We start from the raw sequence: 19307 nt of genomic DNA on the forward strand, positions 1-19307 counted from the left end.
CGCCATGACCACCCTTCAAAGCTACATCGCCGGCCGCTGGATCGGCCAGGAAGCCGCGCAATCGCTGCGCAGCGCCGTCAACGGCCAGGCCGTGGCAAGCACGCACGCCGAGGCCATCGACTTCGCCGAGGCGCTGGCGCACGCGCGCCGCGTCGGCATTCCCGCGCTCATGAAGCTCGACTTCCAGCAGCGCGCCGAGCGCCTGAAGGCGCTGGCCAAGTACCTGGCCGCGAACAAGGAAGCGCTGTATGCCGTCTCGGCCCACACGGGCGCCACGCGCGCCGACGGCTGGATCGACATCGAAGGCGGCGCCGGCACGCTCAGCGCCTACGCCAGCATCGGCACCAACGAGCTGCCTTCGGGCAATCTCGTGCACGAGGGCCCGGCCTTCCCGCTAGGCAAGAAGGGCGGCTTCGCGGGCACGCACATCCTGGTGCCGCGCGGCGGCGTGGCGGTGCACATCAACGCCTTCAACTTCCCGGTGTGGGGCCTGCTTGAGAAATTCGCGCCCAGCTTCCTGGCGGGCATGCCCTGCATCGGCAAGCCGGCCACGGCCACCAGCTACCTCACCGAAGCGCTGATGAAGCTCATCGTGCAGTCGGGCATCCTGCCCGAAGGCAGCCTGCAACTCGTGATCGGCAGCACGGGCGACCTGCTCGACCGCCTCGAAGGGCCCGACGTGGTCACCTTCACCGGCTCGGCCGACACCGCCGCCAAGCTGCGCGTGAACGCGAACCTGGTGCGCCAGTCGATCCCGTTCAACGCCGAGGCCGACTCGCTGAACTGCGCGATCCTCGCGCCCGACGTGACGCCCGACGACGAGGAGTTCGATCTCTTCGTGAAGGAAGTGGCGCGCGAGATGACCATCAAGGCCGGCCAGAAGTGCACGGCCATCCGCCGCGCGATCGTGCCGCGCCAGCACCTCGATGCCGTGGCCGAGAAGCTGCGCGCGCGCCTGGCCAAGACCGTCATCGGCGACCCCTCGCGCGAAGACGTGCGCATGGGCGCCCTCGCCTCGCGCGACCAGCAGGCCGACGTGGCCGAGCGCGTCGCCACGCTGCTGCAGGGCGCGGAGCTGGTGTACGGCGAACGCGACGGCTTCGCGCCCGTGGGCGACGGCGTGGGCGAAGGCGCGTTCTTCGCGCCCACGCTGCTCCTGAGCCGCAAGCCGCTCGAACACGACGCCGCGCACGACGTCGAGGCCTTCGGCCCCGTCAGCACGCTCATGCCCTACGACGGCATCGACGAAGCGCTGGCCCTGGCCGCACGCGGCAAGGGCAGCCTCGTGGGCACGCTGGTCACGCGCGACCCGGCCATCGCGGCCAAGGCTATCCCGGTGGCTGCCGCCTGGCACGGCCGCCTGCTGGTGCTGGACCGCGAGGCCGCCGCCGAATCGACCGGCCACGGCTCGCCGCTGCCGGTGCTCAAGCACGGCGGCCCGGGCCGCGCGGGCGGTGGCGAAGAACTCGGCGGCCTGCGCGCCGTGAAGCATTACCTGCAGCGCGCCGCGCTGCAGGGCTCGCCCACCATGCTCGCGGCCGTGACCGGCGAGCACGTGCGCGGCGCCGCGCTGCGTGAGAGCGAAGTGCATCCCTTCCGCCGCTACTTCGAAGAATTGCGCATCGGCGACTCGCTGCTCACGCACCGCCGCACCGTGGGCGAGGCCGACATCGTCGCCTTCGGCGGCATCTCGGGCGACTACTTCTACATGCACTTCGACGAAGAGGCGGCCAAGGCCTCGCCCTTCGGCAAGCGCATCGCGCACGGCTACTTCGTGCTGTCGGCGGCCGCGGGCCTGTTCGTGTCGCCCTCGCCCGGCCCGGTGCTGGCCAACTACGGCCTGGACACGCTGCGCTTCGTCAAGCCCGTGGGCATCGGCGACACCATCCAGGCGCGCCTGACCTGCAAGCGCAAGATCGACCGCAACAAGAAGGACGCCAGCGGCCAGGGCCAGGGCGTGGTGGCCTGGGACGTGGAGGTGACCAACCAGCTCGGCGAGCTGGTCGCGAGCTACGATATCCTGACGCTCGTCTCCAAGAAACCCACTACCACCTAAGCTCCACCTGATGTTCGATCTCACAGGCAAAGTCGCGCTCGTCACCGGCGGCAACGGCGGCATCGGCCTCGGCATGGCACAGGGCCTCGCCAAGGCCGGCGCCCGCGTCATCGTTGCGGCGCGCAATGCGCAGAAGTCGGCCGCCGCAGTCGAATCGCTGAAGGCATTGGGCAGCGACAGCTTCGCGCTCGCACTCGACGTGACCGACGAAGCCTCGGTGCAGAAGGCCTTCGACGAGGTCGCCGCGCGCTGTGGCCGGCTCGACATCCTCGTGAACAACGCCGGCACCACGGTGCGCAAGCCGGTCGATCAGCTCGCGCTGGCCGAGTGGCACCAGGTGATGGACACCAACCTCACCAGCGCCTTCCTGTGCAGCCGCGCCGCGCACCCGCACCTGAAGGCCGCAGGCGGCGGCAAGATCATCAACATCGGCTCGATGATGTCGATCTTCGGCGCGCCCTACGCCCCGGCCTACGCCGCGAGCAAGGCCGGCATCGTGCAGCTCACCAAGTCGACCGCGCTCTCGTGGGCGGCCGACCAGATCCAGGTCAACGCGATCCTTCCGGGCTGGTTCGAGACCGAGCTGACCGACGGTGCACGCAACCAGATCCCGGGCCTGTACGAGCGCGTGAAGGCGCGCGCCGCGGCCGGCCGCTGGGGCCAGCCCTCGGACATCGCAGGCACCGCCGTGTTCCTGGCCAGCGCCGCCTCCGACTACGTGACCGGCACCGCCATCCCTGTCGACGGCGGGTTTTCGATCTCCGGCTGAGTCTTGCGGGCCGTGTAAATTCGGCCGCCATGCTCCTCTGGTTCCAGCTCTTTCTTTTCGTCGCCGGCACGGCCGCGCTGCTGTACGTGTCGCGCGGGCCGCTGAGCCAGCCCGGCTCGCACGGCTTCTACCGCTTCTTCGCGTGGGAATGCATGCTGGTGCTGATCGTGCTGAACCTGCCGGTGTGGCATGTCGATCCGCTCTCGTTCACGCAGCTGCTTTCGTGCGTGCTGCTGGCGCTGTCGATCTGGCTGCCGATCCACGCGGTGCGGCTGCTCAAGGCGCAGGGCAAGCCGAGCGAGGCGCGCAACGACGACCCGGCCCTGTACGGCTTTGAAAAGACCTCGGCGCTGGTGACCACCGGCGCCTTCCGCTACATCCGCCACCCGATGTACACGGCGCTGATGCTGCTGGCCTGGGGCGCCTTCCTCAAGCAGTTCACCTGGCTCACGCTGGCGCTGGTGCTGATGGCCACGCTGTTCCTTTTCCTGACGGCGCTGCGCGACGAAAAGGAATGCCTCGCGCATTTCGGCGACGACTACCGCGACTACATGCGTGGCACGCGGCGCTTCATTCCTTTCGTGCTGTAGCGCCGGGCGCTTCGGACGCGCCCTCTTCTTTCCTCGCGCCCCACCAGGCGGAGAGCACCAGCCCGCCCTTGCGCACCAGCAGCACCGCCATGACCACGAGCACGGCCCGCGACGCCACGTAGCCCGCGATGCCGAGCACCGTGGACGGCAGCGGCTTGGACGCCCAGAAGATGACCCAGGTCGCCAGCCCGGCCATCGCCAGCCCGCCGACGACCAGCATCACGCCACCCACCATCCACGTGAGGATCGCCAGCCGCGCGGCCAGGCCGGTCAGGCGGTCGGCGCCGGGCCAGTCGCGCCACGTCCACAGCGCGGCCAGGCCCAGCGACCCCATCATGGCCGCCAGCAGCCCCATGAGGCTGTAGCCGACGACGGTGATGATCTGGTTCAGGTCCGGCATGCAGGCTACGGTGTCAAACGCGGCAGCGCCTTCGCATCGACCGCATCGCCGTCGACGATGAAGTGCCCGCCCGCCACATGGTGCAGCGTGCGCAGGTCGTCGTGCCCCTCGAAATGCCAGCGGCCTTCGGAGAACACGCGCGCATCGGCCTGCGCCGCGATCACCTCGCCCAGGAACAGGTCGTAGCGCTGCTGGATCGGCGGCTCGGGCAGCAGCCGGCATTCGAGCCAGGCCGCGCAGCCTTCGAGCAGCGGCGTGCCGGTGACCTCGCCCGCGAAGGTCGAGAGGCCGTAGGCGGCGAACTTGTCGCTGCCGTCGCGCTCGGCGATCTCGCGGCCCGAGCTGTTGCCCAGCGCCTCGGTCAGGTCGAGCTGCGCGCGCGTGGGCACCTGCAGCGCGAAGCTGCCCGCGCCTTCGAGCAGCACGCGCGTCCAGGTGCTCTTGTCGAGCACCACGGCCACCTTGGGCGGATCGAAGTCCAGCGGCATGGCCCAGGCCGCGGCCATGATGTTGCGCCGGCCGTCGTGCGCGGCGCTCACGAGGACGGTCGGGCCGTGGTTCAGGAGACGGTAGGCCTTGTTCAGCGGAACCGGCCGGCGGTGGGAGGCGTTCATGCGCGTGGGGCCCGCGAAAGCGAGCCCGGAGGATGGCGGCCCGCCAGCCTACCAGCAGGCGCCGGGCGGCTCAAACGCGCGGTTGTTTGCCCGTCACGCCGCGTAGGCGTCGCACAGCGCGAGGTACTCGTCGCCCGAAATCTCCAGCGCCGTCGCGCGGCGCAGCACGCGAGCCTTCGGCTTGGGCAGGTCGGTCTTGATCTGGATCTGCTTGCCGATGGGAATGCCCATGTAGTCCTGGTTGACCCAGGTGTTCTCGACGATGTTGTGCCACGGCAGCAGCAGGCCGTTCTCAAAGGTCAGGCCCTGGCGGCCGATGACGAAGGCGGGCGTTGCGATGTTGGCCAGCGTACGGATGCACTTGACGGCCAGCCAAGCGGCCAGCAGGCCGAAGCCCGCCGCGATGAGGATGCCGATGTTCTTGTCCTGCGCGCGGATGCACAGCACGGCCAGCACGACCGCCACCACCACCCAGAGCGTGGCACCGGCGATCAGCCGCGTGCGGGAGTAGAAGACGGGGCGGTCCTGGCGGGTTTTTTCCTGTTGGCTGGCGGAGCTGTAGATTTCCATTTTGGAGTCGCTGTACTTTGGAGATTGAAGAAAGAAAAAGAAGAGGGAGTCACGCCGACGGCAGGCGTTGCATGAGGCAGCTCATCAGCACCGGCTCGTTGTCGATCTTGGAGCGATCGATCTTGCGGGTCTTGCCGTTGGCGACGATGAGCAGGTGCTCGTCGACGTCCATCGCTTCGGCGTCCGACTGCGTGCGGATCGTGTCGATGCTCGACCACGCGATGAGCTGGCCCTTGTGCACCAGCCCTTCCGCATTGAGCGCCAGCGCGCCGAAGGGCACGGTGTCGCCCGCATGCAGGCGCCGCTCCACGTCGTGCCGCAGCACTTCGCCCACGGCCTCTTCCACTTCGGCGACGAGCGCATACGGGTCGTCCCACAGGTCGAGCCGCAGGCGCAGCGTCTGGCCATCGCGGGTGGTGAGCAGCAGGTGGTTGCGGTTGTGGCGATGGCGCAGCCGCGTCACGTCGGCGAAGGCGATGGTCTGCGTGCCCAGCTGCAGGCCGTGCGCGGTCAGCGTCAGCACCTGCGGGGTGCGCAGCCACGCGAAGAAGTCGCTGCCCTTCCAGCAGATCAGGTAGATCGCGGCCGGGATCGCCAGCACCAGCACGAAGAAGGCGCCCTTGTAGCGCACGAAGTCCGGCGTGATGAGGTACGGAAGGATGTAGATCTTTGCCGGCACCAGCACCATGGCGCAGAAGACATAGATCGCGGCCAGGCCGGCCAGCACACAGTAGAACGCGTAGCGCGGAAAGATGCGGTCGTGACGAAGGGGCATGTGAAGCAAGTACCCAATGCGTCGACAACGGGCGTGGTGGCGTGGAGCTGAATTGCGCGCACGACCATACCAGCGGGAAGCGTCGCTCTCGAGGCTTCGCATGCGTTAACGCATCTTTTTTTTGATCTGAAAACGCCCGCTGCGAAATCAGTTAACCGAGAAGATTTAAGTTTGATGCCCGCTTCGACACAAGCGCTGCTTAAGCATTCATGGCAACTCTGCAAGCAGCGCGCGGTGTGCGGCCAGTGCGCGCCCGCGCATCGGGGCCTGCGCGTCGCGGCCCGTGAGCGGACCGAAGCGCGCATCTTTCGACACGGCCGCCACCGCCTCGCGAAGACAACGGTGCGCCGGGTCCACCTCATCGCGTGGATGCCAGGCCTGCAACACCTGCTCGGGCGGCACGGCCACCGGCAGCTTGAACATCGCCAGGCCGAGGCTCGCGGCCACGGTGCGTGCCAGCGGCTCGGGCACGCAGGCCACCAGCGACGAGCGCGCGGCGGCCATCAGCGCGCCATAGGCGCTGGGCACGGTCAATGCAATCTGCCGCGCGCAGCCTTGTGCCGCGAGCAGGCTGTCGAGGGGCTCGACCGACCTGGCACGCCGCGTGACCGCGACATGCTGCTGGGCCGCCAGGCGCTTGGGCGTGACGCGCGCCTTGAGCAGTTCGTGCCCCGCCCCGACCACGCCGACGATGCGTTGCTCGTACAGCAACGCGGTCTGCGTCTCCGGCCCTCGGTCGGGCAGCGTGCCCACGTCGAGATCGATGCGCCCTTCGCGCAAGGCCATCGCATCGCTGTCGCTTTCGGGCACGAAGCGCAGGCGCGCCAACGGCATGTCGCGCCGCAGCGCGGCCAGCAAGGTCGCGCCGTAGACGATGCCCATGCCTTCGGGCGCGCGCACCGTGAACTCGCGCGTCACACGCGACAGCGGCACGCCGCCGTCGGGCTGCATCAACAGGCGCGCGTCGGCGATCAGGCGGCGCACCGGATCGCGCAACGCCACCGCACGCGGCGTCGGCACCAGCTTGCGGCCGGCCCGCACGAGGATCGGATCGCCCAGCGCCTCGCGGATGCGCGCGAGCGTGTGACTCATGGCCGGCGCGCTCAGGTGCATGCGCTCGGCCGCCGCGCTCACGCTGCCGGTGCTCAGCAGCGCGTCGAGTGCGGCCAGCAAATTCAGGTCCATGGAATTCATTTCGTGCAGGTCATTGCTTTGAACAATGCACTGTACAGACGCCTCGTGCGGGTTGAAACTTCGCGCCCCCGCACCACTGGAGCCCCGCCCTTGAATCCTTCTTCGCAAGCCAGCCGCACCGCCCTCGCCACCGCGCTCATGCGCTCCATCCATTCGCGCAGCGCGCCTGCGCCGCTGCTGGACGACCCGTGGGGCGAGCGCCTGGTGCCCGACAGCGTGCGCGTCGCGTTCCTGGAACGCGCGCTGGCACGGCGCGACGCCACCTCGACGGACTCACCCGACACAGCGCTCGACGACGCGATGCGCGCCAACGCCGCCTACCCCGACGTGATCCTGCGTTCGCGCTACACGGAAGACGCGTTGAAGGACGCGGTCGCGCGCGGCGTCGCCCAGTACGTGCTGATCGGCGCCGGCTTCGACAGCTTCGTGTGCCGCATCCCCGAGTGGGCGCAGGGCCTGGGCATCTACGAGGTCGATCACCCGGCCACGCAGCCGCTGAAGCGCCAGCGCCTCGCGGCCTGCGGCGTGGCACCGTCCGCATCGGTGCATTTCGTCGAAGCGGACCTGTCGGCCGAACGCCTCGGCGCGGCGCTCGCGCGTTCGCCCTTCAACGCCGCGCAGCCGACCTTCTTCTCGTGGCTCGGCGTGACGGTGTACCTGACGCGCGAGGCCAACCTTGCCGCGCTGCGCGACATCGCCACCTGCGCGGCGCCCGGCAGCGAACTGGTCTTCACCTACATCGACGAGGCCACGTTGCACGCAGGCCCCTCCGGCACCGAGGCCTTCCAGAAGCTGCGCAGCGACGTGGCCTCGGTCGGCGAAGAGTTTTTGTCGGGCTTCGATCCGAAGACGCTGGCGGCGCTGCTGCGCGGCACCGGACTCGATCTGCTCGAAGACATCGACGGCCACGCAGCACTGGCGCGCTACGACCCGGCCGGGCGCAACGGCCTGCAGCCGGCCGGCGCGGCGCACATCGCGCACGCGCGCGTCGTCAGCGCGGCACCATCGCCTGCCGCCTGAACTCGCTCGGGCTGCCGCCCGTGTGCGCGCGGAATACGCGGCTGAAGTGCGAGAGGTTGCCGAAGCCCGCGCCCAGCGCGATGTCGGTGATGGAGCGCGCGGCGTTCGCGGGGTCGATCAAGTCGCGGATGCTGGCCGCGAGCCTCTGGTGCTGGATGTAGCCGGTGAGCGTGTCGTCGTCGCCCGCGAAGGCCTGGTGCAGCAGGCGCTTGCTGCAACGCAGGGCCAGTGCCATGCCGTCGATCGACAGCGCGGGGTCGCGCAGGTTCTGCGCCACGTGGCGGTGGATGCGGTCTTTCAGCGCCTCGCGCTGGGTCTGGGCGGTGCTCTGGCCCGCGAGCTCCATGAGCGACAGGCGCACCAGCTGGATCAGCAACTCGCCCGCGCCGCGCGCGGCGGCTTCGCTCATGTAGGGCAGCTCCAGGTAGGTGTTGCGCATGGTCTCCAGTGCCACGCGCGAGATGCCGCTGTCGCCGCCGATGCGCCGCGCGACGAGGTCGCCCAGCGGCAATGCGGGCGAAGCGATCTGGTCTTTCGGCAGCATCACGATGAGGTGGTCGCTGCGCTCGGGGTTGGCCACGGTGTAGTCGAGCGTGGTGTCGTACAGCGTCCAGCCGCCCGCACGCACGGCCGCCGCGCGCCCGCGCTGCGTGACCTCGGCCGAGCCCTGCCAGGGCGCGACGATCTTCAGGTACGGCGCGTCGCTCAGGCGCGCCATCTGCGGGGTGCGCAGCACGCGATGTCGGTTGGCCTCGAGCCGCGTGAGGATCACGTCGCCCGCGTGCGAGGACGCGAGGTGGCCATCGAAATCGCTGTCGCCGTACAGGTCGGAACCCAGCCCGCCGAAGTGGCGCCACACCCATTCGCACCACAGCGGCCCGCGTTCCTTCGGCGGGATCTCGTCGGTGGACAGGAGCAGGGACGCGGTCATGGGGTGAAAGCAGTGAAGACGAAAGATTGCAACACGGCGGCGGGATGCCGCGCATTGTGGAGTGCCCGCAAAGCCCTCGCCTTTGCGGGTTAACCACTAGGCGCCTGCACGCTGCGTCAAGTGCTTTGTGCGCGGCGGGCACAGCGCCAAAAGGCGTGCGTTTCTACGATCCCGGTCAGCGGGCGCATACCGACGCCCGGAAGGAGACCTCCATGCTTCACCCCACCCGCCGCCACTGGATCCAGGGCACGGCCACCGCGCTGGGCGCAGCCGCCGTCGCGCCGCAGCTGTTCGCGCAAAGCGCCCCCGTTCGCATCGGCTACGCCATCGCCCGCACCGGCCCCTGGGCCGCGGGTGCGCAGGTGAGCCAGGAACCCAACTACCTGCTGTGGGCCGAGCAGGTCAACGCCGCGGGCGGCCTGTCGGTGAAGGGTGCCAAGCGCCCCATCGAGCTCATCGGTTACGACGACCGCAGCGAGACCGAGACCTGCGTGCGCACGTTTGAAAAGCTCATGGGCAGCGACAAGGTCGACCTCGTGCTGCCGCCCTGGGGGTCGGGCGCCAACTTCGCGGTCGCGCCGCTGGCCAACCGCTTCGGCTATCCGCTGCTGGCGCCCACCGCGCTGTCGCGCAAGCTCATCGACATGCGCCTGCCCTTCTTCTTCTCGCTCTTGCAGCAGCCCGACAAGATGATGGGCGCGCTGGTCGACATGCTGGTGGCGCAGAACGTGAAGACCATCACCATCGTCTACATGGACGACCTGTTCGGCCTGGAGAACTTCGCGGCGCTGAACAACGCGCTGAAGAAGACGCAGATCCAGGTGCTCGACCGCAAGAGCTACCCGCTGGGCGTGAAAGACCTCGCGCCCGTGCTGCGCACCATGAAGGACCTGAACCCCGATGCCTTCATCGGCATCACCTACCCGCCGGACACCATCCTGGCGAGCCGGCAGGCGCGCGAGGTGGGCTTCAACCCGAAGTACTTCTACGCCTCGGTGGGCACCGCCTTCCAGCTCTACAAGAACGTGATGGCCGCCAACACCGAGGGCGTGATCGGCATGGGCTCGTGGAACAGCAAGACCAGCCCCGAGGCCAAGGCCTACTTCGATGCGCACACCAAGAAGTTCGGCAAGGAACCCGACCGCTGGGCCAGCGGCCATGCGTGGGCCGGCCTGCAGATCCTGCAGCAGGCGGTAGAAAAGGTGGGCCTCGATCGCAAGGCGCTGCGCGAGCAGATCGCGAAGAACGAGTTCAAGACCATCCTCGGGCCGATCCGCTTCGAGGGCAGCGAGAACGCGTCGATTCCCGGCACCGTGTCGCAGTGGCAGGGCAGCGACTTCGAAGTGGTGTGGCCCAAAGACCGTGCCACCGCGCAACTGATGCCGAAGCCGGCCTGGAAATAACAGCGTGTCGTTCTCTGGATGGGCCGAGCTCCTGGCCGGCGGATTGATCACGGGCGGCATCTATGCGCTGGTGGCCATCGGACTGAACCTGCAGTACGGGCTGATGCGCATCATGAACATCTCGCACGGCGAGTTCCTGATGCTCGGCGCCTTTCTCACCTGGTGGGCACACACGGCGCTGGGCATCTCGCCGCTCCTTTTCATGCCGGTGGCCTTCGTGCTGCTGATGGCGCTGGGCATCGCGGTGCACTGGCTGTGCTTCCGGCAGGTGGCAGCGCGCGCGCCGAACGTCGACGTGTTCGAGGCGCGCAGCCTGATGGTCGGCTTCGGCCTCATGTTCTTCGTGCAGAACACCGCCCTGCTCGTGTGGGGCGGCGACCTGCGCGGCTACGACTACCTGGCCGAACCGGTGCAGCTGGGCGAGATGCGCTTCACCGCCAACAAGCTCGTGCTGTTCGGCGTGGCGCTGGCGCTGAGCCTCGTGCTCATCGCGCTGCTCAAGCTCACGCTGCTGGGCAAGGCGGTGCGCGCGCTGATGCAGTCGCCCACCGGCGCGCAGCTCGTGGGCATCAACACCAGGCGGCTGCATCCGCTGATGTTCGGCATCGGCCTGGGCCTCTCGGGCGTGGCCGGTGCGCTGCTGTCGATGACCTATGAAATCTCGCCCTCGATGGGCGAGCCCTACACCGTGACGGCGCTGATCGTCATCACCCTCGGCGGCTTCGGCAGCATCGCGGGCAGCCTCGTCGGCGGCCTGCTGCTGGGCGTGGTGGAAGCGCTGGGCATGTACTACACGAGCCCCTCGCTCAAGATGCTGCTGTCGTACGCCGTGTTCATCGGCGTGCTGATCTGGCGGCCCAACGGACTGTTCTCCAGAAGATGAATTCCCTCTTTCAAAACAAACCGTGGTGGTTGCTTTGCATCGGCCTCGCGCTGGCGGCCGCCGTGCCGTGGGTCGCGAGCGAGTTCATCGCGTCTGTCGCGCTCGGCTGCCTGATGTACATCGCGCTGGCCACCAGCTGGTCGCTGTTCTGCGGTGCCACGCGCTACCTGTCGCTGGCCACCTCGGCCTTCTTCGGCCTGGGCGCGTACGCGAGCGCGACGCTGCTCGAGGTGCTGCCCTGGCCGCTGGTGATCCTGAGCGGCGCGGCCATCGCGAGCGCGGTGGCGGTGCTGATGGGCGCGGCCGTGCTGCACCTGCGCGGCACCTACTTCGCCGTGCTGACCTTCGGCATGACCGAGCTGATCCGCCATGCCGTCACCTTCGTCGAGAAGCAGGTCTCGGGCACCGTGGGCCGCGTGCTGACGGTGGTGCCGTCGAACGAGACGGTGTACCTCACGGTGCTGGCGATTGCGGGCGCGGCCATTGCCACGGCGCTGCTCGTGAAGCGCAGCCGCTTCGGCCTGGCGCTGGCCGGCATCGGTGCCGACGAGCAACGCGCGCAGACGCTGGGCGTGGACACGCGCCGCGTGAAGATCGCCGGCTTTGCGCTCACCGCCGCCTTCGCCGGCGCGGTGGGCGCCGCGATGGCCGTGCGCTGGACCTACATCGAACCGGCCGCCGTGTTCAGCCCCTTCATCGGCTTCCAGACCGTGCTGATCGCGATGATCGGCGGTGCGGCCAGCATCGGCGGACCGGTGGCCGCGGCCATCGTGTTCAGCCTGCTGTCGGAGACGCTGCGGCTGCAGCTGCCCTACGGCTACATGATGGTGCTGGGGCTGCTGCTCATCCTGTGCGTGATGTACCTACCCAACGGCCTGGCGTCACTGTGGCAGCGCAAGGCGGCGGCATTGCGGAGGCACGCACCATGAAGGCCACGCCGCTTCTCGAAGCCCGCGACCTCACGGTGCGCTTCGGCGGGCTCACCGCCGTCGATGCCGTGAGCGCCACGCTGCATGCGGGCGAGCTGGTCGGCATCATCGGCCCCAACGGCGCGGGCAAGACGACCTTCTTCAACGCGATCTCGGGCGTGGTCATGCCGACCTCGGGCCGGCTGCTGGTGGAAGGCGACGTCGACCTGACGCGGCGCGGCCCGCACCTGTATGCCGCACACGGCATCGCGCGCACCTTCCAGACGCCGCGCGTGATGGCCGACATGACGCTCGAAGACAACGTGCGCTTCGGCATGCAGTTCGCCGGCCGCCGCCGCGCGCCCATCGCGGGCCTGGGCAGCACCGGCGAGATCCTCGACATGCTGGGCCTGGGCGGCCTCGCGACGCAGATCGCGGCCGACGTCACGCCCTCGCAGCAGCGGTTGCTCGAGATCGGCATGGCGCTGGGCACGCGGCCGCGCGTGCTGCTGCTCGACGAGGTGGCGGCCGGCCTCACCGAGGCGGAGGTCGATGCCATGGCTCGGCGCATCCGCCGCCTGCGCGACGACCATGGCCTCGCCGTCGTGTGGATCGAGCATGCCGTGACCACGCTGCTGAAGTACGTCGAGCGCGTGCTGGTGCTGCACCAGGGCCGCAAGATCGCCGACGGCACGCCGGCCGAGGTCGTGCGCAATGCCGAGGTGGTCGAGGCCTACCTGGGCGACGAGATGGAGACCACGGCATGAGCGGCACCCAGATGACCGTGCGCGGTCTTGCGGCCGGCTACCACGGCTTCCAGGTCATCCAGGGCCTGGACCTCGACGTGACGCCCGGCGTCACCGTCGTGCTCGGACCCAACGGCGCGGGCAAGACCACGCTGCTCAAGGCGCTCGCGGGGCTGCTGCCGCGCACGGGCGACGCGGTGCTCGACGGTGCGGCCTTGCCGTCCGCCGATGCCACAGCCTGCGTGCGGCGTGGCCTCGCGCTGGTGGCAGAAGGTAGGCAGCTGTTCCCGCAGATGACCGTCACCGAGAACCTCGAACTCGGCGGCTGGCTCATTCCCGCGCGGCTGCGCGCCGAGCGCCTCGCGCGCGCCTTCGACGACTTTCCGCGCCTGAAGGAACGCGCCACGCAGCTCGCCGGCACCATGAGCGGCGGCGAGCAGCAGATGGTCGCCGTGGCGCGCGCCCTCATGAGCGGGCCGCGCCTGCTGATGCTCGACGAGCCCTCGCTCGGCCTGGCGCCGCGCATGGTCGACGAACTGCTCGCCATCGTGCGCCGCATCGCCGACCAGGGCGTGACCGTGCTCATGGTCGAGCAGAACGTGCGCAAGGCCTTGCAGGCCGCCGACCGCGGCTACGTGCTCGAACGCGGGCGCGTCGTCGCCTCGGGCGAAGCGCAGGCGCTGCTGCATTCCGACGCCGTGCGCCAGGCCTACCTGGGCGTGGCCTGAACCACCCCTCTTCCTCTTTCTTTCTTGCAAAGGACACCCATGACCGACATCTCCATGCTCATCGACGGCGAACGCCGCGCGGCCACCGGCGGCGCCACCTTCGAGCGCCGCAACCCGCTGGACGGCGGCATCGCCACGCGCGCCCCTGCCGCCACGCCGGCCGACGCAGTCGCCGCCGTCGACGCCGCGCAGCGCGCCTTCGCCACCTGGTCGCAGACCGGCCCCAACGAGCGCCGCGCCCTGCTGCTGAAGGCCGCGCACGCGCTCGAAGCGCGCGCCGACGCCTTCGTGCAGGCCATGGCCCGCGAGACCGGTGCCTCGGCGCTGTGGGCGGGCTTCAACGTGCACCTGGCGGCCGGCATCCTCACCGAGGCCGCGTCGCTCACCACGCAGATCGCGGGCGAGGTCATCCCGTCCGACGTGCCCGGCAGCCTTGCCATGGGCGTGCGGCAGGCCGCCGGCGTGGTGCTGGGCATCGCGCCATGGAACGCCCCCGTGATCCTGGCCACCCGCGCCATCGCCACGCCGCTGGCCTGCGGCAACACCGTCGTGCTCAAGGGCTCCGAGCTGTGCCCCGAGACGCATGCGCTCATCATCGAAGCGCTGGCCGAGGCCGGCCTGCCCAAGGGTACGGTCAACTTCGTCACCAACGCGCCCGCCGACGCGGGCGCCGTGGTCGAGGCCATGGTCGCGCACCCGGCGGTGCGGCGCGTCAACTTCACCGGCTCCACGCGCGTGGGCCGCCTCATCGCGCAGACCTGCGCCACGTACCTGAAACCCGCCGTGCTCGAACTCGGCGGCAAGGCGCCCTTCGTGGTGCTCGACGATGCCGACATCGACGCGGCCGTGGACGGCGCGATCTTCGGCGCCTTTGCCAACTCGGGTCAGATCTGCATGTCGACCGAACGCCTCGTGGTCGACAACGCCGTCGCCGACGAGTTCGTCTCGAAGTTCGCCGCCCGCGCACAGGCCTTGCCGCTCGGCGACCCGCGCGAAGGCCCCGTCGTGCTGGGCTCGGTCGTCGACATGAGCACCGTGACACGCTGCAACGCGTTGATCGACGACGCCCTCTCCAAGGGCGCCGTGCTCGTGTGCGGCGGCAAGGCGCAGAACACGCTGATGCCCGCCACCGTGCTCGACCACGTCACGCCCGCGATGGCCATCTACCGCGAGGAATCCTTCGGGCCGGTGAAGGCGGTCGTGCGCGTGAATGGCGTGGAAGAAGCGGTGGCGGTGGCCAACGACAACGAGTTCGGTTTGTCGTCCGCCGTGTTCGGCCGCGATGTGGCGCGTGCGTGGAACGTGGCGCAGCGCATCGAGGCGGGGATCTGCCATGTCAACGGGCCGACGGTGCACGACGAGGCGCAGATGCCGTTCGGGGGGGTGAAGGCGTCGGGGTACGGGCGGTTTGGGGGGCGGGCCGGGGTGGAGGCGTTCACGGAGCTGCGGTGGATCACGGTGCAGACGACGCCTCGGCACTATCCGTTCTGAACGAAGGAGCGGCAGGACACCGCCCTGCCGTTCCGATCAGGCCATCATCGGCTCCGGCGAAGCCCTTTCGGCGGGCCGACGGTTCTGGGTCAACCGTGTCTCGTCCGCGCCCGCATACACACGGCGATAGCGCAGGTAGCCGGCCCCCCATGCATACCATTCGCGCCCTTCCGTGAACTCGGGCGCGTACTCGCCCTTGGTCAGGTACAGGTTCACCCATTGCTCCTGCCGGCGCGTCAGCCCGGCGGGCGCCCCGCCTCTGGGTGGATCGATCTGCCCGCGCGCCTCGTCCGCTCTTTTCTTTCGGGCCACCAGTTTTTCGAGCTGCTCCTTGAACTCGGCCGCTTCGGGCCCGGTGAGCTTGAACCATGCATGCGAATCGTGCACGCGGTCTTCGAACAGCTTGCTGGTGAGCACAGGCTCGTTCCAGTACGGCTCGATGCGCCCCCACTCGCCGACCCGCTCCGAATCGATGCCGGGCACGTTGTCGACTTCGTGCGGTGTGCCGTCGGGGCTGTTGCGGCCGCTGATCCGCTTCTTTTTCTTGAGCCAGGCTTCGAAGTCCTTCACTTCCTTGACGAACTGCTCGTCGGCCGACAAGAGATCCGCCCGGTCTGGGGCCGGAGCACGCAGGACAAAATCCATCTCCAACGGGCGACCGGCCCATGATTTGCGCCACAGGATGAACAGCTTGCGCTGTTCCGCCATGATGTCGCGCAGCACCCCTTCCTTGACCCGGCATACGGCAAGGTAAGCGTTGAAGTCCCGGATCAGGTCCTTGGCGACCATGAACTGCTTCTGGATGACTGGGCGTGCCAGTTCCAGTTTCAGGGGCACGCCCAAGATTCGTGCTTCGCGGTACATCAGGGCCAAGGGAATGCGCGAAAGCATGTCCTCGCCCGCCTCATCGATCCCCTTGCCCTGCTCCTTCGGCATGTAGCCTCCGCCGACGTCCGAGTGCATGCCAGGGCACACCCACTCCCGAGAGTTCTCAGGCAACGTATTGCCGACATGAATGGAATCCGATGGAAAGCTGCGACGGAACTCATGCGCGGCCACGATGTGCAGGCAGGGCACGTCGGCCGGGATGCGCATCGAAGTGTCAGCGTCAGCCCAGCCGCCATGGCCGTCGGCGAAAAGGGACGAGGCCGCCACACCGACCGACGCGACGGTATCGAACAGTCCCAAAAAGTCGAAGGTCACCGGAAACGAGGCCAGTGTCGGCCCGGTCTGCCCGCGGAGTTCGGCATCGATCTCGCACATCGCGAGGAACCAGTTGACGAAGACCCGTGCCTCCGCTGCGCCTCGCGAAAAGCCGAATGCGCTGACGAAGATGCGCTGCACGCGCCCCGGATCAACCTTGCTGCACTGGCCCGTTGCGGGATCGATCATGTGCGGCTTGACTGACTCGTGCAGCTTGTTGAGCATCGCTTCGAGCGTGCGACGATTCTTGTTCTCGCGTTGGCGTTTGTCGGCGGGCCCTTTGCCCGCTTCCAGCAGCTCCTCCCGCCCGAGGTCGAAAGCCTTGCAAAACTTCAGTACTTCTTCGCTGGAGAACAGCCCTGGTCCGTTGCCGCTTCGGGTGAGGTAGCGGTAGACGCAGTTGAGCGCTTGCGCCAACGCCCACAGGATGCGGCGCTCGCCGTAGAGCGCCGTGGCGTTGCCCAGCAGCGCGTCCTTGCCGGTGCCGCTGTCGTCCACCTGCGTGAAGGGCGTCCCCACGCCCGGCACATACACCTTGAAGAACTGCTGGTAGTTGTCGGGGTTGGTGGTCCACTGCGCATCGGGGTCGGCTGGCACCCCGGGCACGTGCTGGCCCGGATAGGCACCGTACAGGCGTGCGACGTTGGAGTGCGTGTGATCCTTTTCTCTGGTGCTGCGATCGTAGTTGTTGCGCGTGCCGTCGAAGAAGAAGCCCATGAAGAGGTTCACGTCGCAGGACTTGCCGGGCTGACCCACAGGGCGCAGTTCGCGGCTCACCTCGTAGTCGACTCGGATCTTGTCGCTTGCTGGTCCAAAGAAAACTTCTCGATTTGAAGGATTGGAGAATATTTCCTCTTCGATGGGATTGACCAAATGTGCGGTCATGGCTTGACCTTCATCAACCTATCGACCTTTTCTTGGTCCCAAGCCACAAGTCGCTCCAGCATGGCCCTCTCCTTGGTGAAGAAGGCGGGATCGTCTGGCCCCGAGAACGCTGCGAGTTCCTTTCGATAGGCGAACTCTTTTGCGCGCCATTCCCATGTCTTGTGGAGGTATTTTTTTGGATCTGTACTCAGTTCCTCCAGCGATTTCTTGCTCGACTTCAACCCCTCCTGCGCCAGTCTCATATCTCGTTCCCACAACTCCTGCTGGAAAGCCAATGAAGGCTTGGGCCACCCCTTGATCTTCCCGGGCCATTCGTCGCCGTTGGGTCGGTACGCAGTTGAAACCACCCCCACCGTGCCATCGGGATAGTTGATGAACCACACATCCCCTGCCTTGCCGCTTTTGTCGTAAGGCGGCAGGTCGACGATGAAGGTCTGGCGCGGCCGGTAGTCGCCCGCCTTGTTGTCGTAGCTCTGCAGGATCACGCCGACCTGGATGCCGGGCGCCCACATCTTCGGTACGTTGTAGCAACAGATCACGCCTCCCGCGGCGAACGGGCCGATCTCTTCGGAGGCGACCACGGTCTGCTTCGGGTCCTTGGGGTCGAACAGCCGGTAGCGGATGTCCTGGTCGGTGTAGTTGACGCCGCTGACCGAGGCCGGAACCGTGTCAGCACGACCAGTGGCACATCCTGCCGTAGCCAGAGATGCAAGAAACGCGAGGGGAAGGAGCCAGTTTTTGAGAATCATCTGTTGTTCCTGCGGCAATGCGCTAGACCATCAAGGCGCGCAGCGCTTCATGGTCCGGGCCAGCGCCGTGGCTGAGTTCGGGGTGCTGCCAAAAAACTTCACACAGCCTCATCCGTTGCGCCACCGTGTCGAACTGCATGGCATCGGCTGCGGCGAGACCGCATACAGCCAGTGCGTGCAGCACCGAGGGCCGGTGCTGCGCTTCGTAGGCTGGCGAAAGTTGAAGCAGGTTCGCGATCACTTCATCCGCTTCGCTGCCGGCAATGAGCAGCGCGCATTGATCACCATCGAGTACCGGTGCGCATGGAGCCAGCGACGTGGATGCCATTTTCTCCGGTGCAAGGAAACTGCTCCAGCTGGCGTCGCGCCGACGGAAATTCCATGTGGCTCCGGGACCGCAGAACGCCATCTGCTGCAACGGAGACAGCGCAGCCAGCACATCCGGCAGGCGGCGCGTGTCGGGAAAGCGCAGCACGAAATACTGCCCGTCCGCATTCACGATGCACCAGGGGCTCAGGCGTTCGAACAGCGATTCGAGCGGTTCGTTCGAGCGGATGAAGCTGAGCATCGGCAAGCCATTCGTCAGCAGCAGCACACGATAGAGCAAGGGCCTCTCGACGGCATCGATGTTCAGCAGCATGGGTGAATGCTGGATCGCTTCATCCGAAGCGCCGGGCATGTTCTCGTAGAGCGACCGCCAAGAGCCGGAGCCCAAGTGACTCGTGAGCAGCTGATGGCATTGCGGAGCGAATGCGCAATCGATCAAGGCGTAGCGAAATCCCTCGATGCCGGAGGCAAGAGGGCCGTCGTCCGCAAACAGGGCGTCGATCCATCCGGGTGCGTGCTTGTCGATCAGGTTCATCGTGCGTTACTCCACCTGGGTGAAGGCCGGCGCCGACTTGAGCGACTTGAGGAGGCACGCCACGCAGATGCTCTTGGGGAATGCCGGCAGCGGGTAGCTCTTCTGCACCGGCCCAGCCAACTTCCGCTGCACCGAGTGATAAGTGATCTTCCCCGGACACTCGAAGGTGATGTCCCCATCCTGCAGCGTGATCGACGCACCTTGCGCCGTCGCGATGCGGATCTTCTTCTTGGCCGCGAACTCCACCGTCTGGTCGGTGCTGGCGATCTTCAGCGCTTCCTTGGCCTGCACGCGCAGTTCGTCGTGCTGCGCCTGGAAGTCCAGGTCGTCGTTGCCCGCGATGACCGACAGGCCTGTGTCCGCATCGGCCTTCTGCGCCCCGGCCAGCACGCCGATGGCTTGCCCGCTGTGCACGCGCAGCACGTCGGCCAGCGCCATGTTGATGTCGCCGCCGCTGGCCAGCGTGGCAGTCTCGCCGCTGACGACCTGCAGCTGCTGGCCCGCCACCATCGCCAGGCCGCCGCGTGCGG

20 protein-coding genes are annotated in these 19307 nt (G+C 67.9%); 10 read left to right on the forward strand and 10 right to left on the reverse strand.

The genetic code is table 11. The features are described 5' to 3' along the window. Positions 1-4: 4 nt before the first annotated feature. From paaZ to VHAB30_RS19810, 3 genes are read left to right on the forward strand one after another with little or no spacing between them, the layout of a single operon-like run. Positions 5-2056, forward strand: coding sequence for a phenylacetic acid degradation bifunctional protein PaaZ (gene paaZ, locus VHAB30_RS19800; RefSeq protein WP_139700060.1), 2052 nt, complete (start codon positions 5-7; stop codon positions 2054-2056). Between the two features lie 10 nt (positions 2057-2066). Then, on the forward strand, positions 2067-2825 hold the full coding sequence (locus VHAB30_RS19805) for an SDR family NAD(P)-dependent oxidoreductase (protein ID WP_159278224.1): 759 nt from the start codon (positions 2067-2069) through the stop codon (positions 2823-2825). A 29-nt stretch (positions 2826-2854) separates the two neighbouring features. Next, positions 2855-3415 (forward strand): methyltransferase family protein, encoded by a 561-nt coding sequence (locus tag VHAB30_RS19810; RefSeq protein ID WP_070063659.1) that lies wholly within the window; start codon positions 2855-2857, stop codon positions 3413-3415. Here VHAB30_RS19810 and VHAB30_RS19815 read toward each other — a convergent pair. The 5 genes from VHAB30_RS19815 to VHAB30_RS19835 form a co-directional block, all read right to left on the reverse strand. Continuing rightward, complete coding sequence (locus VHAB30_RS19815; protein WP_159278225.1) at positions 3396-3815, reverse strand: hypothetical protein; 420 nt, start codon at positions 3813-3815, stop codon at positions 3396-3398. The genes VHAB30_RS19810 and VHAB30_RS19815 overlap by 20 nt on opposite strands. Positions 3816-3820: 5 nt before the next feature. After that, positions 3821-4429, reverse strand: a complete 609-nt coding sequence (locus VHAB30_RS19820; protein ID WP_159278226.1) for a flavin reductase family protein — start codon at positions 4427-4429, stop codon at positions 3821-3823. Between the two features lie 93 nt (positions 4430-4522). Next, a complete protein-coding gene (locus VHAB30_RS19825) occupies positions 4523-4999 on the reverse strand; it encodes a hypothetical protein (RefSeq protein ID WP_062478668.1) in 477 nt (158 codons plus the stop codon). A gap of 49 nt (positions 5000-5048) precedes the next feature. Then, positions 5049-5774 (reverse strand): hypothetical protein, encoded by a 726-nt coding sequence (locus VHAB30_RS19830; RefSeq protein WP_159275013.1) that lies wholly within the window; start codon positions 5772-5774, stop codon positions 5049-5051. Between the two features lie 207 nt (positions 5775-5981). Further along, positions 5982-6959, reverse strand: a complete 978-nt coding sequence (locus VHAB30_RS19835) for a LysR family transcriptional regulator (protein WP_235926778.1) — start codon at positions 6957-6959, stop codon at positions 5982-5984. A 99-nt stretch (positions 6960-7058) separates the two neighbouring features. On the opposite strand from VHAB30_RS19835, the gene VHAB30_RS19840 reads away from it, so the two are divergent. Then, positions 7059-7988 carry a class I SAM-dependent methyltransferase gene (locus VHAB30_RS19840; protein ID WP_159278228.1) on the forward strand — a complete coding sequence of 310 codons (930 nt, stop codon included), beginning with the start codon at positions 7059-7061 and terminating at the stop codon, positions 7986-7988. Here VHAB30_RS19840 and VHAB30_RS19845 read toward each other — a convergent pair. Then, the gene (locus VHAB30_RS19845) at positions 7960-8919 is read right to left on the reverse strand and encodes an AraC-like ligand-binding domain-containing protein (protein WP_159278229.1); all 960 of its coding nucleotides are present in this window, start codon (positions 8917-8919) and stop codon (positions 7960-7962) included. The genes VHAB30_RS19840 and VHAB30_RS19845 overlap by 29 nt on opposite strands. A gap of 212 nt (positions 8920-9131) precedes the next feature. Between VHAB30_RS19845 and VHAB30_RS19850 the strand changes: the two genes are divergently transcribed. Genes VHAB30_RS19850 through VHAB30_RS19875 form a run of 6 tightly spaced genes read left to right on the forward strand, consistent with a single transcriptional unit; the run spans position 9132 to position 15078 of the window. Next, a complete protein-coding gene (locus tag VHAB30_RS19850) occupies positions 9132-10322 on the forward strand; it encodes an amino acid ABC transporter substrate-binding protein (RefSeq protein ID WP_159278230.1) in 1191 nt (396 codons plus the stop codon). A 4-nt stretch (positions 10323-10326) separates the two neighbouring features. Beyond that, positions 10327-11205, forward strand: coding sequence for a branched-chain amino acid ABC transporter permease (locus VHAB30_RS19855; protein ID WP_159278231.1), 879 nt, complete (start codon positions 10327-10329; stop codon positions 11203-11205). Continuing rightward, positions 11202-12134 (forward strand): branched-chain amino acid ABC transporter permease, encoded by a 933-nt coding sequence (locus VHAB30_RS19860; RefSeq protein WP_159278232.1) that lies wholly within the window; start codon positions 11202-11204, stop codon positions 12132-12134. The genes VHAB30_RS19855 and VHAB30_RS19860 overlap by 4 nt, the downstream gene beginning before the upstream one ends. Further along, positions 12131-12880: an ABC transporter ATP-binding protein gene (locus VHAB30_RS19865; RefSeq protein ID WP_095949424.1), complete on the forward strand. Its 750-nt coding sequence runs from the start codon at positions 12131-12133 to the stop codon at positions 12878-12880. Before VHAB30_RS19860 ends, VHAB30_RS19865 begins: the two co-directional genes overlap by 4 nt. Further along, the gene (locus tag VHAB30_RS19870) at positions 12877-13587 is read left to right on the forward strand and encodes an ABC transporter ATP-binding protein (protein WP_159278233.1); all 711 of its coding nucleotides are present in this window, start codon (positions 12877-12879) and stop codon (positions 13585-13587) included. Before VHAB30_RS19865 ends, VHAB30_RS19870 begins: the two co-directional genes overlap by 4 nt. 39 nt (positions 13588-13626) lie before the next feature. After that, entirely contained in the window at positions 13627-15078 is a 1452-nt protein-coding gene (locus tag VHAB30_RS19875; protein ID WP_159278234.1) for an aldehyde dehydrogenase, read from the forward strand. 36 nt (positions 15079-15114) lie between these two features. Here VHAB30_RS19875 and VHAB30_RS19880 read toward each other — a convergent pair whose 3' ends face one another. The 4 genes from VHAB30_RS19880 to VHAB30_RS19895 form a co-directional block, all read right to left on the reverse strand. Beyond that, entirely contained in the window at positions 15115-17166 is a 2052-nt protein-coding gene (locus VHAB30_RS19880; protein ID WP_159278235.1) for a T6SS phospholipase effector Tle1-like catalytic domain-containing protein, read from the reverse strand. Beyond that, positions 17163-17915 carry a DUF3304 domain-containing protein gene (locus VHAB30_RS19885; protein ID WP_159278236.1) on the reverse strand — a complete coding sequence of 251 codons (753 nt, stop codon included), beginning with the start codon at positions 17913-17915 and terminating at the stop codon, positions 17163-17165. Before VHAB30_RS19885 ends, VHAB30_RS19880 begins: the two co-directional genes overlap by 4 nt. Positions 17916-17937: 22 nt before the next feature. After that, positions 17938-18777, reverse strand: a complete 840-nt coding sequence (locus tag VHAB30_RS19890; RefSeq protein ID WP_159278237.1) for a DUF4123 domain-containing protein — start codon at positions 18775-18777, stop codon at positions 17938-17940. A gap of 6 nt (positions 18778-18783) precedes the next feature. Further along, positions 18784-19307, reverse strand: a 524-nt coding sequence (locus tag VHAB30_RS19895; RefSeq protein WP_159278238.1) for a DUF2345 domain-containing protein, incomplete at its 5' end; no start/stop codon positions are given.

Source organism: Variovorax boronicumulans, assembly GCF_009811375.1.
In the GTDB taxonomy this organism is placed as follows: Bacteria; Pseudomonadota; Gammaproteobacteria; order Burkholderiales; family Burkholderiaceae_C; genus Variovorax; species Variovorax boronicumulans.